We start from the raw sequence: 15,574 nt of genomic DNA, 5'->3' as shown, positions 1-15,574 counted from the left end.
CGCCGGCAAGCCGGCTCCCACATCTGTTTTGAGCCAGTCTCTCCTGTGAACTCACCGCTGCGCGCCTTGTTCGTTCCCTTCGATATTGAAGGTGTCGCCTCTGTCTTTCATCAATATCCAGCCATGCACCAAGGGTGCGCGCGCCTAAGGTGCAGGAGTAACTGGCCCGAAACAGATGTGGGAGCCGGCTTGCCGGCGATGCGCCGCGCGGGCGGCGCTCGGTCTCACAGGCGCTGGAAAACCCAAGGCATGCACCTGTCAGCTCTGATACCCACCCAAGGCATGCCCCTGTCAGCCCTGATACCCATCCAAGGCATGCTCCCTGACCTCCGGCAGATGAGCCTCCGCCGTGCCTATGGTAGAGTGGCGGCCTTTATCCGAAGGGGCGTTTACTGTGTGGGAATTGGTCAAGTCCGGTGGTTGGATGATGCTGCCGATCATTCTGAGCTCCATCGCTGCCATGGCTATCGTCATCGAGCGCCTGTGGACCCTGCGCGCCAGCCGCGTCACCCCGCCACACTTGCTCGGCCAGGTCTGGATATGGATCAAGGACAAGCAACTCACCAGTGACAAGCTCAAGGCGCTGCGCGCCGATTCGCCACTGGGTGAAATCCTCGCCGCGGGCCTGGCCAATTCGCGCCATGGCCGCGAAATCATGAAAGAGTGCATCGAAGAGGCGGCTTCGCGCGTCATTCACGAGCTGGAGCGCTACATCAGCACCCTCGGCACCATCGCCGCCATGGCCCCGCTGCTGGGCCTGCTGGGCACCGTGCTGGGCATGATCGACATCTTCAGTGCCTTCATGGGCACGCAGATGACCGCCAACGCCGCGGTACTGGCCGGTGGTATTTCCAAGGCCCTGGTCACCACGGCGGCGGGCCTGATGGTTGGTATTCCGGCGGTGTTCTTCCACCGTTTCCTGCTGCGCCGCATCGATGAACTGGTGGTGGGCATGGAGCAGGAGGCGATCAAGCTGGTGGAAGTGCTGCAGGGCGACCGCGAAGTGGAAGTGGCTGGAGGCAAGGCGTGAAGTTCCGGCGCAATCGCCAGCGGGAGAACGTCGACATCAACCTGGCGTCGCTGATCGACGTGGTGTTCGTGCTGCTGCTGTTCTTCGTGGTCACCACCACCTTCACCCGTGAAACGCAGCTGCGGGTCGAGCTGCCAGAGGCCGCCAGTGCCGAGCAGGCGCCGGCCGACCAGGGCAAGCTGGTGGAAATCACCATCAGCGCCGAAGGCGTGTACTCGGTGAACAACCACCTGCTGCCCAAGAGCGACCTGGCCACCCTGAGCGAGGCCATCGAGCGTGAGTCGGGTGGTGACAACAAGCTGCCGCTGGCCATCAGTGCCGATGGCAAGACCCCGCACCAGGCTGTGGTCACTGCGATGGATGCTGCCGGCAAGCTCGGCTTCAGCCAATTGCGCATGACCACCGTCGAGGCGGCCCAGGGCACGCCCTGATGGCTATCGCCGACCGCCTGCTCGCCGCCTGGTACGCCGGGCACCCGGCGCTGGCGCTGCTGCGCCCGCTGGAGGCGTTGTACCGCCGCGTGGTCACGCGCAAGCGCGCGCGCTTTCTAAAGGGTGAAAGTGCCAGCTACCGCGCACCGGTGCCGGTCATCGTGGTGGGCAATATCACCGTGGGTGGCACCGGCAAGACACCGATGATTCTCTGGCTGATCGAGCATTGCCGCCAGCAGGGGCTGAAAGTCGGCGTGGTCAGCCGTGGCTATGGCGCCAAACCGCCGCAGTTGCCGTGGCGGGTGCTGGCCGACCAGTCGGCCGAACAGGCCGGGGACGAACCGCTGCTGATCGTGCAGCGCAGTGGGGTACCGCTGATGATCGACCCAGATCGCGCCAGGGCCGTGCAGGCCCTGCTGGCCAGTGAACCGTTGGACCTGATCCTGTGTGATGACGGCATGCAGCACTACCGCCTGGCACGTGACCTGGAGCTGGTCCTGATCGATGCCGCGCGTGGCCTGGGCAACGGCCGCTGCCTGCCGGCCGGCCCGCTGCGCGAGCCTGCCGAACGCCTGCAGGGCGCCGACGCGGTGCTGTTCAATGGTGCCGGCGAAGACCGTGCCGGTGGCTTTGGCCTGCGCCTGCAGCCATCCGCACTGGTCAACCTGCGCAGCGGCGAGCGCCGCGCACTCGACCATTTTCCCGCCGGCCAGCGCCTGCACGCGGTGGCCGGTATCGGCAACCCGCAACGTTTCTTCAATACCCTGCTGGGGCTAAACTGGCAGCCGCTGCCGCACCCTTTTGCCGACCATGCACAATTCAGCGCCCGGAGCCTGGCCTTCAGCCCACCGCTACCGCTGGTCATGACCGAGAAAGACGCCGTGAAATGCCGCGCCTTCGCCGCCGACGACTGGTGGTACCTGGCTGTCGAAGCACAGCCCACGCCGGCATTCAGCGCCTGGTTCGACAGCCAACTGCAGCGTTTGCTGCACCAGCCCTGAGCCCGTTTTCATTTCTGGCCATCTGGCCTAAAGGAAGCCTTCAATGGACACCAAACTGCTCGATATCCTCGCCTGCCCGATCACCAAGGGCCCGCTCAAGCTCAGCGCCGACAAGACCGAGCTGATCAGCAAGGGTGCCGGCCTGGCCTACCCGATTCGCGACGGTATCCCGGTCATGCTGGAGAGCGAGGCACGTACCCTGACCGACGACGAGCGCCTGGACAAATGAGCCTTGACTACACCGTGGTGATTCCTGCCCGCCTGCGTTCCACGCGCTTGCCAGGCAAGCCGCTGTTGGCCATCGCCGGCAAGCCGATGGTGCAACATGTATGGGAGCAGGCGCGCAAGAGCGCGGCCAGCCGCGTGGTCATTGCTACCGACGATGCCAGCATCTTCGAAGCTTGCCAGGCATTTGGCGCCGAAGTGCTGATGACGCGTGTCGACCATGAGTCGGGTACCGACCGCCTGGCTGAAGTGGCGACGCAACTGGGCCTGGCGGCCGATGCCATCGTGGTCAACGTGCAGGGTGACGAGCCGCTGATCCCGCCGGTGATCATCGACCAGGTAGCTGCCAACCTGGCTGCTCACCCGCAAGCGGCCATCGCCACCCTGGCCGAGCAGATCCATGAGCCGGAAACCGTGTTCAACCCCAATGCGGTGAAGGTGGTCAGCGACAAGCATGGCCTTGCCCTGAGCTTCAGCCGGGCGCCGCTGCCGTGGGCGCGTGACACCTTCGCCAAAGGCCAGGACCAGTTGCCCGCCGGCGTACCTTACCGCCGCCATATCGGCATGTACGCCTACCGCGTGGGCTTCCTCCACGACTTCGTCAGCTGGGGCCCGTGCTGGCTGGAGCAGACCGAAGCCCTGGAGCAGTTGCGTGCCCTGTGGCACGGTGTACGCATCCACGTCGAGGACGCGATCGAAGCGCCTGCCGTGGGCGTAGATACCGCTGAAGACCTGGAGCGCGTACGGCGCTTGCTGGAGGCCTGATGCGCGTACTGTTCGTGTGCCTGGGCAACATTTGCCGCTCGCCGACTGCCGAAGGCGTGCTGCGCCACCAGCTACAGGCTGCCGGGCTCGCCGACCGCGTGCATGTGGCCTCTGCGGGTACGGGCGACTGGCACGTTGGCAAACCACCCGACAGCCGCACCTGCAAGGCGGCGCAGGCGCGTGGCTATGACTTGTCCAGGCAACGCGCGCAGCAGGTCAAGCAGCGGCACTTCGCCGAATACGACCTGGTGCTGGCCATGGACGAGAGCAACCTTCGCGACCTGAGTGCCCTGCGCCCGCCAACGGCGACGGGCGAGCTTGACCTGTTCCTGCGCCGCTATGGTGCGGCATTGGATGAAGTGCCTGACCCGTACTACGGCGGCGCCGATGGCTTTGAGCAGGTACTCGACCTGATCGAATCGGCCTGCCAGGCGCTGGTGCTGGAAATCAAGGGGCGGTTATGACCGGGCAATGGCAGGAGCAGGTATCGCTCAAGCCTTACAACACCTTCGGCATCGACGTGAAGGCGCGGTACTTCAGCCAGGCGCATGATGACGAGCAGATACGCCAGGCGCTGACGCAGGCGCACCAGCGCGGCCTGCCGGTGCTGGTGATCGGTGGCGGCAGCAACCTGCTGTTGACCGGCGATATCGACGCGCTGGTGCTGCACATGGCCAGCCGTGGCCGCCGCGTGCTAAGCGACGATGGCGAGCGCATCGTGGTCGAGGCCGAGGCCGGTGAGCCTTGGCACCCGTTCGTGCAGTGGACGCTGGCGCAGGGCTATTGCGGGCTGGAAAACCTCAGCCTGATCCCCGGTACCGTGGGCGCCGCGCCGATGCAGAACGTGGGGGCCTATGGGGTCGAGATCAAGGACGTGTTCGTTGGTCTGACCGCTCTGGATCGCGAAACTGGCGAGCTGCGGGACTTCGATCTGGCGGAATGTGCCTTCGGTTATCGCGACAGCCTGTTCAAGCGTAACCCTGGGCGTTGGTTGATCCTGCGCGTTCGGTTCGCCTTGAGTCGTACTTTGCAGGCTCACCTGGACTACGGACCGGTGCGCCAACGCCTGGCCCAGCAGGGGGTGGCTACGCCGACTGCGCAGGCGATCAGTGATGCGATCTGCAGCATTCGTCGCGAGAAGCTGCCGGCCCCGGCAGAGCTGGGCAATGCCGGGAGTTTCTTCAAGAACCCGGTGGTATCGACGCAACTGGTTGAGCGTATTCGTGCGCAGTACCCGGGCGTGGTGGCTTATCCCCAGGCTGATGGCCAGGTGAAGCTGGCGGCGGGCTGGTTGATCGAGCAGGCGGGCTGGAAGGGTTATCGCGAAGGTGATGCCGGGGTGCATCGTTTGCAGTCGCTGGTGCTGGTTAACTATGGCCAGGCGAGCGGGGTGCAGATGCATGCGCTGGCGCGACGGATCCAGGCCGATATCCTCGAACGGTTCGGGGTTGAGCTGGAGATGGAGCCTAACCTGTACTGATTGCTCCCACAGGTTTACCGCTGCATTAGAGGGCGGTGCAGAACCTGTAGGGGCGGGCCTTGTGTCGCGATGGGGCGCAAAGCGGCCCCAGGAATATTTGCATTGACGCTGAAATCTGGGGCCGCTACGCGCCCCATCGCGACACAAGGCCGCTCCTACAAAGGGCAGCGCCGGCGCTGACATAAAGTGATAGGCCAAGAAAAAGCCCCGCCAGTTCGCACTGGCGGGGCTTTTTCATTCAGCCTTGGCTATCAACCATGATGAGGCTTTTGCTCATCGGCGGTTTCCAGGGTTGGCTCTCCGGCGGCTGCAGCAGCTTCCTGCGCGGCTTTGGCGGCAGCCTCGGCCTCACGTTTGCGGCGGCGAACTTCACGCGGGTCATTCGGCGCACGGCCGTTGGCCAGCATGACAGTGGCAGGCTCTACCACGGCTGGGGCCGCGACCGGCGCAGGCTCGACAACCACAGGTGCAGGCTCGGCCACTACTTCTGGCTGGGCTTCGGCAACCGGGGCAGGCTGTTCGGCAGCCGGCGCAGCCTCGACCACGGTCGGGGCCTGCTCGATTTCACCGGCTTCGACAGCTGGCGCTTCTACCGGAGCTTCGACAGCCACGGCCGGCTCGACAACAGGCGCTTCTTCGACGACCGGTTGTGGCGCGACTTCGACCACTGGCTCGGCAGTTGCCTCGACCACGGCTACAGGCTCGCTGACCGGCTGCTCGACCACTGGGGCCACGGCCACTTCTTCAACCTTGGTGCCAACTTCGACTTGCTCGACCTTTTCAGCCTGCTCAACCGGCTGGGCGGCTTCGCTGTTGTCGGTTGCTGCAGCGGCAACGACGTCAGCGGTGGCGCGCTCGGCCTGCTGGTTGGCCTGGGCTTCGGCGTCGCTGCTGATGTTGCTGGTAGCGACAGCGGCAGTCACGGCCAGGCCGGCCGCCAGTTCAGCACCCAGCTCGGTGGCCTGGTGCTGCTGTGGCTGTTCGTCGCTGCCTTCTTCTTCGCCGTCGATCAGCTCGCCATTGGCATTGCGCTGACGTTCACGACGGTTGCTGCGGCGACGCTGGCCACGCGAGCGGCGGCGCGGACGCTCGCCATCGGTGCCTTCCTGCTCGTCTTGCAGTTGTTCTTCATTCGGCAGTTGCTCTTCGGCCAGCTCGGCAGCCTGTTCGGCCGCTTCTTCGGCCGCGCGTGGCTGACGCTCTTCACGGGGTGGGCGCGGGGCGCGCTCTTCACGCGGAGCACGTTCTTCACGTGGTGCACGCTCTTCACGCGGGGCGCGTTCTTCACGTGGTGCACGCTCCTCACGCGGGGCGCGCTCTTCACGTGGTGCTCGCTCTTCACGCGGCGCGCGTTCTTCACGTGGTGCTCGCTCTTCACGCGGCGCGCGTTCTTCACGCGGGGCACGCTCTTCACGGGCTACGCGCTCTTCGCGCGGCTGGCGCTCTTCACGCTCGGCTGGCGGGGTGGCATCCAGCGGCTCGCGCAGTTCGCGCACGCGCTCTTCGCCACGGTTGCCACGGCGGTCTTCGCGTGGCTGGCGTGGGGCGCGTTCCTCACGTGGTGCACGCTCTTCGCGTGGTGCACGCTCTTCGCGTGGTGCACGTTCTTCGCGCGGGGCGCGCTCTTCACGTGGCGCACGTTCTTCACGCGCAGCGCGTTCCTCGCGTGGCTGACGCTCTTCGCGTGGTGCGCGCTCAGCACGCTCTTCGCGTGGTTTACGCTCTTCGTCGCGGCGGCCATTGCGGTTGCGGCTTTGCTGACGGCCGTTGCGGCGTTCTTCGTTGCGTGGGCTGCGCTCGGCGGCCGGTTTTTCGGCGGCAGGGGCGACCGGGGCAGCGGCAGGCTCGTCCTTGCCGGCGAACAGGCTGACCAGCGACTTGACCAGGCCCTTGAACAGGCTTGGCTCCGGCGCGCTCGGCGCGGGGGCGGCAGGTGCAGGCTGCTGCTCTTCGGCGGGGGCCGGTACCGGTGCATTGGCGCGGGCCGGGGCGGTTTTCACTGCCGCCTCCTGGCGAACCAAAGTACGGGTGGCAGTCGGTTGTGGTGCTTCTTCGGTTTCGCTGGCGGCGATTTCGTAGCTGGACTGGTTGTTCAGCACTTCCGGGTTGTCGTCGCGCAGGCGCTGGACTTCGAAGTGCGGGGTTTCCAGGTGATCGTTCGGCAGGATGATGATGCGCGCACGGGTGCGCAGCTCGATCTTGGTGATGGAATTACGCTTTTCGTTGAGCAGGAACGCCGCCACCGGGATTGGCACCTGGGCACGCACTTCGGCGGTGCGGTCTTTCAGGGCTTCTTCTTCGATCAGGCGCAGGATGGCCAGCGACAGCGACTCGACGTCACGGATGATGCCGGTGCCGGAGCAACGTGGGCAGACGATGCCGCTGCTTTCACCCAGCGATGGGCGCAGGCGCTGACGGGACATTTCCAGCAGGCCAAAGCGCGAGATGCGGCCCACCTGCACGCGGGCGCGGTCGGCTTCCAGGCACTCACGCACGCGCTCTTCGACGGCGCGCTGGTTCTTGGCCGGGGTCATGTCGATGAAGTCGATGACGATCAGGCCGCCGATATCACGCAGGCGCAACTGGCGGGCGATTTCCTCGGCCGCTTCCAGGTTGGTCTGCAGGGCGGTTTCTTCGATGTCGCTGCCTTTGGTGGCGCGCGCCGAGTTGATGTCGATGGACACCAGGGCCTCGGTCGGGTCGATCACGATCGAGCCCCCGGACGGCAGGTCGACCACGCGCTGGAAGGCGGTTTCGATCTGGCTTTCGATCTGGAAGCGGTTGAACAGCGGTACGCTGTCTTCGTAGAGCTTGACCTTGCTGGCGTACTGCGGCATCACCTGGCGGATGAAGGTCAGGGCTTCTTCCTGGGCGTCGATGCTGTCGATCAATACTTCGCCGATGTCCTGGCGCAGGTAGTCGCGGATGGCGCGAATGATGACGTTGCTTTCCTGGTAGATCAGGAACGGCGCGGCGCGGTCCAGGGACGCTTCCTTGATGGCGGTCCACAGCTGCAGCAGGTAGTCCAGGTCCCACTGCATTTCTTCGCTGCTGCGGCCCAGGCCGGCGGTGCGCACGATCAGGCCCATGTCGCCCGGTACGGTCAGGCCGTTCAGGGCTTCGCGCAGTTCGTTGCGCTCTTCGCCTTCGATGCGGCGCGAGATGCCACCGGCGCGCGGGTTGTTGGGCATCAGTACCAGGTAGCGGCCAGCCAGGCTGATGAAGGTGGTGAGGGCGGCACCTTTGTTGCCACGCTCTTCCTTCTCGACCTGAACGATGACTTCCTGGCCTTCGCTGAGCACTTCCTTGATGTTCACCCGGCCTTCCGGGGTTTTCTTGAAGTATTCGCGGGAGATTTCTTTCAGCGGCAGGAAGCCGTGACGTTCGGAACCGAAGTCGACGAAGGCGGCTTCGAGGCTGGGTTCGATGCGGGTGATCTTGCCTTTGTAGATGTTGGCCTTTTTCTGCTCACGCGCGCCGGACTCGATGTCCAGGTCGTAGAGACGTTGGCCGTCCACCAGGGCTACACGCAACTCTTCGGGTTGAGTTGCGTTAATCAGCATTCTTTTCATGTTGTACCGTCGGTTTCCGGGCTGCCGGAAACGGCGTTCGGCACACACGACGTCTCATGGTCGGTGCCAAGGTGCGCAAAGGGTGGCCGGGCCACCCCCGTGTCGAGCAACGTTCGGCACCAGCCGGTTGCCCAGCCTGCCGTTGTCGCGACGACGCGTCCTGTTTGCTGCGGTGCCAACAAGGCCCCGGTGGCTTCGAATGGGTATCCGAATCAACCAAGCGGGCCTTGTGCACTCAGTCAGGAGGAGGAATCAACCGTCAGCCGTGGACGCCCGGGGGCATCTGTTCAGGACCTTATCCGCTCACCAGCCTTCAATCGGCTGCTGGCCGGACGCGGTGCTACACGGTCCGAGGGCTGTGCATCTCCACCCTGCACGTATCCCTGATAATTCGGGTGCTGCCGCGCGCTGAATCCGCAACGGGTTGCATTTTTCGCCAGCTTCGAATGGGAAGCTGACGCCATTACATGTCCAAGGCTGTTGTTTCCGGAGCATTCGCCTGGCGTTGCGTGGAAGCGACGGGGCGGGCAGAGCTACAACGAAAAGAATCGGGTAAGCAGGTGAACAACCACACTTGTCGTTTTTTTCGGTCTTCTCTACACGGCGCTGGTGGCGATTCCAGACAATTCGGTAAACTGGCGAAAACCCCGTAGGACGGCCTCGCGTCCTGGAGAATTGCGTAGGTCAGCAGCCGGCTCAGGGCCTGGTTTTGCTGGCCTGCCACTTTTGGCGGCGTTCGCGACTATAGCAGCAATGATTAAGTGCTTCAATTCCATAAAAAATTGTTATGATTCCCGCCATGACGACCAATACCCCTCCGACTTCCGGCGTACAGCTGATCGAAGTCGCGCCGGAGCTTGCCGGCCAACGCATCGACAATTTCCTCATCACGGCGCTCAAGGGCGTGCCCAAGACCCTGGTCTACCGCATCCTGCGCAAGGGTGAGGTGCGGGTCAACAAGGGCCGCGTGAAACCCGAGTACAAGATCCAGGCCGGCGATATCGTGCGGGTGCCGCCCGTCCGCCTGCCGGAGCGCGACGAGCCGGCACCGGTTGCCCAGGGGCTGTTGCAGCGCCTGGAGGCGGCCATCGTCTATGAAGACAAGGCGCTGATCGTGATGAACAAGCCCGCCGGCATCGCCGTGCATGGCGGCAGCGGCCTGAGCTTCGGCGTGATCGAGGCGCTGCGCCAGCTGCGCCCCGACGCCAAGGAGCTGGAGCTGGTGCACCGCCTGGACCGCGACACCTCCGGCCTGCTGATGATCGCCAAGAAGCGCAGCATGCTGCGCCACTTGCACGCGGCGCTGCGCGGTGATGGCGTGGACAAGCGCTACATGGCATTGGTGCGGGGCCACTGGCCCACGGCCAAGAAACAGGTCAACGCGCCCCTGCTCAAAAGCAACCTACGCTCGGGCGAGCGTATGGTCGAGGTGAACGATGAGGGCAAGGAGGCGCTGACCCTGTTCCGCGTGCTGCGTCGCTTCGGCGATTTCGCCACCATTGTCGAGGCGCGGCCGATCACCGGGCGTACCCACCAGATTCGCGTGCATACCCTGCATGCCGGGCACATGATCGCCGGCGACAACAAATACGGCGACGAAGATTTCAGCCGCGAAATTCGCGAGCTGGGTGGCAAACGCCTGTTCCTGCATGCCTACGCGCTGACCGTGCCGCTGCCGGACGGTGGCGAGCTCAAGCTTGAGGCGCCGGTGGACGAAGTCTGGGCCAAGACGGTGGAGCGGCTGAGTGCGCCGTGACCTATGAAAAAAGCTTATGAACTGCTGATCTTCGACTGGGACGGCACGCTCGCCGACTCCATCGGGCGCATCGTGGAGTCCATGAACGCGGCTGCCGTGCGTGCCGGTGAGGCGCAACGCAGTGATGATGCGATCAAGGGTATCATCGGCCTGGCCCTGGACGAGGCCATCCATACCCTGTACCCGCACCTGGAGCCCGTTCAGGTCGAAAGCTTCCGTCAGCATTACGCTGATATCTACACCGCCCTGGATCAGCAGCCTTCGCCGCTGTTCGAGGGGGTGAGCGAGTCGCTTGACGCCTTCCGCGCCGAGGGTTACCGCCTGGCGGTGGCCACCGGCAAGGCCCGTCGCGGCCTGGATCGGGTGCTCAAGGCCAACGGCTGGCAGGCGTTTTTCGACATTACCCGCGCCGCTGATGAAACCCGCGGCAAGCCGCACCCGCTGATGCTCGAGGAAATTCTCGGCCATTGTGGTGTAGAACCGCAGCGAGCGCTGATGGTCGGAGATTCTGCATTTGACCTGCAAATGGCCAGCAATGCCGGCATGCATTCGGTGGCCGTGGGCTATGGTGCCATGTCGTTACAGGCGCTGGCCGAGTTCGGCCCGCAGGCGTGCATCGAGCATTTTTCCCAGCTGCGCGAGTGGTTGGCTGGGGCCGCAATTCCACTTCCAAGGTAGGTGAGCATGGCAGACGAATGGAAAGCCCCCGAGGCCGAGCCCGGGGAGCGCGAAGAGCGCAAGAGCTGGCAACTGCTGGAAAAGACCCTGTTGGCCAGTGTGCAGGAGCAGCGCCGCTCACGGCGCTGGGGTATTTTTTTCAAGCTGCTGACCTTCGTTTACCTGTTCGGCATCCTGGCGCTGTTCTCGCCGCTGATGGATATGGACAAGGCCGCCTCGCGCGGTGCCAGCCATACCGCACTGGTCGAGGTGCGCGGCGTGATTGCCGACCAGGAGGCAGCCAGCGCAGACAATATCGTCAAGAGCCTGCGTGAGGCCTTCAAGGACAGCAAGACCAAGGCAGTGGTGATGCGCATCAACAGCCCGGGTGGCAGCCCGGTACAGGCCGGCTACGTGTACGACGAAATCCGCCGCCTGCGTGCCGAATACCCGGCCATCAAGCTGTACGCGGTGATCGCCGACCTGGGGGCGTCCGGTGCGTACTACATTGCCAGTGCCGCAGACGAGATCTACGCCGACAAGGCCAGCCTGGTGGGGTCGATCGGGGTAACGGCGGCCGGCTATGGCTTTGTCGGCACCATGGAAAAGCTGGGTGTCGAACGCCGCGCCTATACCTCGGGTGAGCACAAGGCGTTCCTTGATCCGTTCTCGCCGGAAAAGCCCGAGGAGACGCGGTTCTGGCAAGGGGTGCTGGACACCACGCACAACCAGTTCATCGCCATGGTCAAGCAGGGCCGTGGCGAGCGCCTGAAAGACAAGGAGCACCCGGAGCTGTTCAGTGGCCTGGTGTGGTCGGGTGAGCAGGCCAAGGCGCTGGGGCTGGTGGATGGGCTGGGCAGTGCCAGCTATGTGGCCCGCGAGATCGTGGGCGAGAAGGAGCTGGTGGACTTCACCGTGCAGGAATCGCCGTTTGACCGCTTCTCCAAGCGGGTCGGGGCCAGTGTGGCTGAGCACCTGGCCATGTGGATGGGCTTCCAGGGGCCACAGCTGCGCTGATAGCCTGTTCAGGCCCCATCGCCGGCAAGCCGGCTACCACAGGCGCCCCACAGTTCTCAAAACTTGTGCAGTATCTGTGGGAGCCGGCTTGCCGGCGATGGGGCGCAAAGCGGCCCCAGGCCCTCAAGGAATCACCACCCCTTCCTTGGTCAGCATGTCCACCAGCCGAATCAACGGTAGCCCGATCAGGCTGGTGGCGTCGCAGCCATGGGTACTCTGAAACAAACTCACCCCCAACCCCTCCGCCTTGAAGCTGCCAGCGCAGTCCAGCGGCTGCTCCGCCGCTACATAGCGCTCCACCTGCTCCCGGCTCAGTTCGCGCAAGGTCACGGTAAACGGTACGCAATCGACCTGGCATTGCCCGGTGGCGCTGTTGAGCAGCGCCAGCCCGGTCAGGAAGCTCACCTGCTGCCCGCTGCACGCCAGCAATTGCTCGCAAGCGCGCTCGAAGGTATGTGGCTTGCCCAGCACCTGTTCGCCCAGTACGGCCACTTGGTCCGAGCCGATGATCAGGTGCCCGGGGTGGTTGCCCGCCAGTGTCTCGGCCTTCTGCCTGGCCAGGCGCCGCACCAGCTTTGACGCCGGCTCGTCGACCTGGCGCTGCTCGTCTATGTCGGGGCTTGCCCAGGTGAAAGGCAGCTGCAGGCGGGCAAGCAGTTCGCGGCGATAGGCAGAGCTGGAAGCCAGTAACAGAGGAAGCATGGTAGACTCCTGATTCAGTTGAACAAATTCTATCACGCACGATGCCGCCTAATTTCCTTTGACAGGGGCGGGGGGCATCCCTATTATGCTGCGCCTATGTTGAATGACCCGATTCCACCTCACGTTGACCCGCGCAAATTAGCCGATCGTGGCGTAACCCTTAACGGTTCGCTGCAGCTCGCTGATTTGGAAAGACTCTGCGACCCGCTTTCCGACAATGTCGGTACGGTGCAGGCGAAGTTCGATTTTGAACGAGATGAACAGCACGTGGTGGTTATCCACAGCGAGCTGGACGTCGAAGTCAAAATGGTTTGCCAGCGTTGTCTTGAGCTGGTCACCCTGCCGATCCATAGCGAATGCACTTACGCTGTGGTGAAGGAGGGTGCGAATACCCAGTCGTTGCCGAAAGGCTATGACGTGCTGGAACTGGGCGAAGATCCTTTGGATCTGCAGGCATTGATCGAGGAGGAGCTTCTGCTCGCCCTGCCAATCGTGCCTGCTCATCATCCGGAAGAATGCCAGCAGCCGGCGGGCGCAGACGAGCCCGAATCGAGCAAGGACGAGGTATCGCGGTCCAACCCGTTCAGTGTTTTGGCGCAGTTAAAGCGTGACCCAAACGTTTAGGAGTTAATCAATTATGGCTGTTCAGCAGAACAAAAAATCCCGCTCTGCCCGTGACATGCGCCGTTCGCACGACGCTCTGTCGGAAAACGCGCTGTCGGTAGACAAGTCCACCGGTGAAGTACACCTGCGCCACCACGTTTCGCCAGAAGGCGTATACCGTGGTCGCAAAGTGGTCGACAAGGGCGCTGACGAGTAATCCTTGTCCGCTCAGGTCATCGCGATCGACGCAATGGGCGGGGACTTCGGTCCCCGCAGCATTGTTCAGGCTAGCATTGCCTGCCTTTCCGCTACCCCCTCGTTACACCTGACCCTCGTCGGTCAACCCTCCCTCCTGGAAGATCTTGTCAGCGGCCTTGCGGCTGCGGATCGCGCGCGCCTGCAAATCGTCGCCGCCAGTGAAGTGGTCGGCATGGACGAGCGGCCATCCCAGGTGCTGCGTGGCAAGCCGGACTCGTCCATGCGCATCGCCCTTGAACTGGTGCGTGATGGCAAGGCTCAGGCCTGCGTCAGTGCCGGCAATACCGGCGCGCTGATGGCGTTGTCACGCTTCGTGCTCAAGACTCTGCCGGGTATCGATCGCCCGGCCATGGTGGCGGCGATCCCGACCCAGGCCGGTTACTGCCAGTTGCTCGACCTGGGTGCCAATGTCGATTGCAGTGCCGAAAACCTGTACCAGTTCGCCGTGATGGGGTCGGTGGCCGCCCAGGCCCTGGGTGTTCATCGCCCGCGCGTGGCGTTGCTGAACATCGGTACCGAGGACATCAAGGGCAACCAGCAGGTCAAGCTGGCGGCAAGCCTGTTGCACAATGCCCGCGGGCTCAACTATGTGGGCTTTGTCGAAGGTGACGGGCTGTACCGTGGCGAGGCTGATGTGGTGGTGTGCGACGGCTTTGTTGGCAATATCCTGCTCAAGTCCAGCGAGGGTCTGGCCACCATGATCGGTGCGCGGATCGAGCAATTGTTCAAGGGTGGCTTGCTGGCGCGGGCTGCTGGAGCGGTGGCCATGCCCCTGCTCAAGCGTCTGCAGGCCGACCTGGCCCCGGCCCGGCACAATGGCGCGAGCTTCCTGGGTTTGCAGGGTATCGTCATCAAGAGCCATGGCTCCGCGGGCGTTCAGGGGTTCCAGAGTGCCATCCAGCGGGCGTTGATCGAGATTCAGGAGAATCTGCCGCAGCGTTTGCACGGGCGTTTGGAGGACCTGCTGCTTTAGCCTGCGACGGGGCCCGAGCAGGCAAACAAAGACCTTAGGCATATCACCGATGAAGTGCTTAAATGTGACCGCTTGGTCTGCGTCTTCATCCAAGCTTTCAGATTCCGCGCCTGGCCCAAGGCCTGGCGTACCCTATCCGACGACAAGATCATAAGGGCTTGTTCAATGTCTGCATCTCTCGCATTCGTCTTTCCCGGTCAAGGTTCCCAGTCGCTGGGCATGCTCGCCGAGCTCGGCGCCGAGAAGCCAGTGATCATCGAAACCTTCAAGGAAGCTTCTGAAGCACTCGGTTACGACCTGTGGAAGCTGGTCCAGGAAGGTCCGGAAGAGCAACTCAACCAGACCGACAAGACGCAGCCGGCGATCCTCACCGCGTCCATCGCGCTGTGGCGTCTGTGGCTGGAAGAGGGCGGTGCCACGCCAGCTTTCGTGTCCGGTCATAGCCTGGGTGAGTACAGCGCCCTGGTCGCTGCCGGCAGCATCAGCCTGAAAGACGCTGTGCGCCTGGTCGAGCGCCGTGGCCAGCTGATGCAGGAAGCGGTACCTGCCGGGCACGGGGCCATGGCCGCCATTCTCGGCCTGGACGACGCTGTGGTCGTGGAGCTGTGCGCCGAAGCGGCTGAAGATGAAGTGGTCAGTGCCGTCAACTTCAACTCGCCAGGGCAGGTGGTCATCGCCGGCAACAAGGCGGCGGTCGACCGCGCCATGGAGCTGTGCAAGGCCAAAGGCGCCAAGCGCGCCCTGCCGCTGGCTGTCAGCGTGCCTTCGCACTGCGCCCTGATGAAGCCGGCTGCCGAGCGCTTTGCCGATGCGGTGAACGCCATCGAGTGGAAGGCCCCGCAGATTCCGGTGGTACAGAACGTCACCGCCGCCATCGCGGCCGACCTCGATGCCCTCAAGCAGGACCTGCTGGCGCAGCTGTACCAGCCGGTACGCTGGGTTGAGTGCGTGCAGGCCCTGGCGGCCAATGGTGCAGTCAATCTGGTCGAGTGCGGCCCGGGCAAAGTGCTGGCTGGCCTGAACAAGCGTTGCGCCGATGGCGTGACCACTTACAACCTCAATACCCCTGACGCCGTTGCCGCCACCCGCGCGGCACTGGCCTGA

The 15,574-nt window shown here is 63.9% G+C and carries 16 protein-coding genes; 14 read left to right on the top strand and 2 right to left on the bottom strand.

Features of this window, described 5'->3' with window-relative positions; translation table 11 throughout:
- Positions 1-394: 394 nt before the first annotated feature.
- The 7 genes from pocA to murB are packed head-to-tail and all read left to right on the top strand — an operon-like array spanning position 395 to position 4,932.
- The gene (gene pocA / locus GEV39_RS17445; protein ID WP_009685211.1) at positions 395-1,030 is read left to right on the top strand and encodes a flagellar polar localization protein PocA; all 636 of its coding nucleotides are present in this window, start codon (positions 395-397) and stop codon (positions 1,028-1,030) included.
- Positions 1,027-1,461 carry a flagellar polar localization protein PocB gene (gene pocB, locus GEV39_RS17440; RefSeq protein ID WP_012271149.1) on the top strand — a complete coding sequence of 145 codons (435 nt, stop codon included), beginning with the start codon at positions 1,027-1,029 and terminating at the stop codon, positions 1,459-1,461. Before pocA ends, pocB begins: the two co-directional genes overlap by 4 nt.
- Positions 1,461-2,462 carry a tetraacyldisaccharide 4'-kinase gene (gene lpxK, locus GEV39_RS17435; protein ID WP_173890706.1) on the top strand — a complete coding sequence of 334 codons (1,002 nt, stop codon included), beginning with the start codon at positions 1,461-1,463 and terminating at the stop codon, positions 2,460-2,462. Before pocB ends, lpxK begins: the two co-directional genes overlap by 1 nt.
- Before the next feature lie 43 nt (positions 2,463-2,505).
- Positions 2,506-2,691, top strand: coding sequence for a Trm112 family protein (locus tag GEV39_RS17430; RefSeq protein ID WP_003247142.1), 186 nt, complete (start codon positions 2,506-2,508; stop codon positions 2,689-2,691).
- Entirely contained in the window at positions 2,688-3,452 is a 765-nt protein-coding gene (gene kdsB, locus GEV39_RS17425; RefSeq protein ID WP_054905782.1) for a 3-deoxy-manno-octulosonate cytidylyltransferase, read from the top strand. Before GEV39_RS17430 ends, kdsB begins: the two co-directional genes overlap by 4 nt.
- Positions 3,452-3,916: a low molecular weight protein-tyrosine-phosphatase gene (locus GEV39_RS17420; RefSeq protein WP_173890705.1), complete on the top strand. Its 465-nt coding sequence runs from the start codon at positions 3,452-3,454 to the stop codon at positions 3,914-3,916. Before kdsB ends, GEV39_RS17420 begins: the two co-directional genes overlap by 1 nt.
- Positions 3,913-4,932 carry a UDP-N-acetylmuramate dehydrogenase gene (gene murB / locus GEV39_RS17415; protein WP_173890704.1) on the top strand — a complete coding sequence of 340 codons (1,020 nt, stop codon included), beginning with the start codon at positions 3,913-3,915 and terminating at the stop codon, positions 4,930-4,932. The genes GEV39_RS17420 and murB overlap by 4 nt, the downstream gene beginning before the upstream one ends.
- Before the next feature lie 251 nt (positions 4,933-5,183).
- Here the strand turns inward: murB and rne are convergent, their stop codons facing one another.
- Positions 5,184-8,504: a ribonuclease E gene (rne, locus tag GEV39_RS17410; protein ID WP_173890703.1), complete on the bottom strand. Its 3,321-nt coding sequence runs from the start codon at positions 8,502-8,504 to the stop codon at positions 5,184-5,186.
- Positions 8,505-9,303: 799 nt separating this feature from the next.
- Here rne and rluC point away from each other — a divergent pair.
- Genes rluC through GEV39_RS17395 form a run of 3 tightly spaced genes read left to right on the top strand, consistent with a single transcriptional unit; the run spans position 9,304 to position 11,934 of the window.
- Positions 9,304-10,260: a 23S rRNA pseudouridine(955/2504/2580) synthase RluC gene (rluC, locus tag GEV39_RS17405; RefSeq protein ID WP_009685075.1), complete on the top strand. Its 957-nt coding sequence runs from the start codon at positions 9,304-9,306 to the stop codon at positions 10,258-10,260.
- 3 nt (positions 10,261-10,263) lie between these two features.
- Complete coding sequence (locus tag GEV39_RS17400; protein WP_173890702.1) at positions 10,264-10,938, top strand: HAD family hydrolase; 675 nt, start codon at positions 10,264-10,266, stop codon at positions 10,936-10,938.
- Between the two features lie 6 nt (positions 10,939-10,944).
- Positions 10,945-11,934, top strand: a complete 990-nt coding sequence (locus GEV39_RS17395; RefSeq protein WP_009685073.1) for a S49 family peptidase — start codon at positions 10,945-10,947, stop codon at positions 11,932-11,934.
- 123 nt (positions 11,935-12,057) lie between these two features.
- Here GEV39_RS17395 and GEV39_RS17390 read toward each other — a convergent pair whose 3' ends face one another.
- Positions 12,058-12,636 (bottom strand): Maf family protein, encoded by a 579-nt coding sequence (locus GEV39_RS17390; RefSeq protein ID WP_173890701.1) that lies wholly within the window; start codon positions 12,634-12,636, stop codon positions 12,058-12,060.
- Between the two features lie 96 nt (positions 12,637-12,732).
- Between GEV39_RS17390 and GEV39_RS17385 the strand changes: the two genes are divergently transcribed.
- The 4 genes from GEV39_RS17385 to fabD all read left to right on the top strand — a co-directional run bounded on the left by GEV39_RS17385 (position 12,733) and on the right by fabD (position 15,574).
- Positions 12,733-13,260, top strand: coding sequence for a YceD family protein (locus tag GEV39_RS17385; RefSeq protein WP_012313431.1), 528 nt, complete (start codon positions 12,733-12,735; stop codon positions 13,258-13,260).
- A gap of 13 nt (positions 13,261-13,273) precedes the next feature.
- Positions 13,274-13,456 (top strand): 50S ribosomal protein L32, encoded by a 183-nt coding sequence (gene rpmF, locus GEV39_RS17380; RefSeq protein WP_029887079.1) that lies wholly within the window; start codon positions 13,274-13,276, stop codon positions 13,454-13,456.
- A 3-nt stretch (positions 13,457-13,459) separates the two neighbouring features.
- Complete coding sequence (plsX, locus tag GEV39_RS17375; RefSeq protein ID WP_082416259.1) at positions 13,460-14,470, top strand: phosphate acyltransferase PlsX; 1,011 nt, start codon at positions 13,460-13,462, stop codon at positions 14,468-14,470.
- Between the two features lie 165 nt (positions 14,471-14,635).
- The gene (gene fabD / locus GEV39_RS17370) at positions 14,636-15,574 is read left to right on the top strand and encodes an ACP S-malonyltransferase (protein ID WP_082416260.1); all 939 of its coding nucleotides are present in this window, start codon (positions 14,636-14,638) and stop codon (positions 15,572-15,574) included.

The organism is Pseudomonas sp. NY5710 (genome assembly GCF_013305665.1).
Taxonomy (GTDB): Bacteria; Pseudomonadota; Gammaproteobacteria; order Pseudomonadales; family Pseudomonadaceae; genus Aquipseudomonas; species Aquipseudomonas juntendi.
This window is presented reverse-complemented; position numbering and strand designations above follow the sequence as displayed.

What these genes read in the sequence shown, in the direction of transcription:
- lpxK (WP_173890706.1), top strand. Translation starts at nt 1,461, where the DNA reads ATGGCTATCGCCGACCGCCTGCTCGCCGCCTGGTACGCCGGGCACCCG.
- GEV39_RS17430 (WP_003247142.1), top strand. Translation starts at nt 2,506, where the DNA reads ATGGACACCAAACTGCTCGATATCCTCGCCTGCCCGATCACCAAGGGC.
- kdsB (WP_054905782.1), top strand. Translation starts at nt 2,688, where the DNA reads ATGAGCCTTGACTACACCGTGGTGATTCCTGCCCGCCTGCGTTCCACG.
- GEV39_RS17420 (WP_173890705.1), top strand. Translation starts at nt 3,452, where the DNA reads ATGCGCGTACTGTTCGTGTGCCTGGGCAACATTTGCCGCTCGCCGACT.
- murB (WP_173890704.1), top strand. Translation starts at nt 3,913, where the DNA reads ATGACCGGGCAATGGCAGGAGCAGGTATCGCTCAAGCCTTACAACACC.
- rne (WP_173890703.1), bottom strand. Translation starts at nt 8,504, where the DNA reads ATGAAAAGAATGCTGATTAACGCAACTCAACCCGAAGAGTTGCGTGTA.
- rluC (WP_009685075.1), top strand. Translation starts at nt 9,304, where the DNA reads ATGACGACCAATACCCCTCCGACTTCCGGCGTACAGCTGATCGAAGTC.
- GEV39_RS17400 (WP_173890702.1), top strand. Translation starts at nt 10,264, where the DNA reads ATGAAAAAAGCTTATGAACTGCTGATCTTCGACTGGGACGGCACGCTC.
- GEV39_RS17395 (WP_009685073.1), top strand. Translation starts at nt 10,945, where the DNA reads ATGGCAGACGAATGGAAAGCCCCCGAGGCCGAGCCCGGGGAGCGCGAA.
- GEV39_RS17390 (WP_173890701.1), bottom strand. Translation starts at nt 12,636, where the DNA reads ATGCTTCCTCTGTTACTGGCTTCCAGCTCTGCCTATCGCCGCGAACTG.
- GEV39_RS17385 (WP_012313431.1), top strand. Translation starts at nt 12,733, where the DNA reads ATGTTGAATGACCCGATTCCACCTCACGTTGACCCGCGCAAATTAGCC.
- rpmF (WP_029887079.1), top strand. Translation starts at nt 13,274, where the DNA reads ATGGCTGTTCAGCAGAACAAAAAATCCCGCTCTGCCCGTGACATGCGC.
- fabD (WP_082416260.1), top strand. Translation starts at nt 14,636, where the DNA reads ATGTCTGCATCTCTCGCATTCGTCTTTCCCGGTCAAGGTTCCCAGTCG.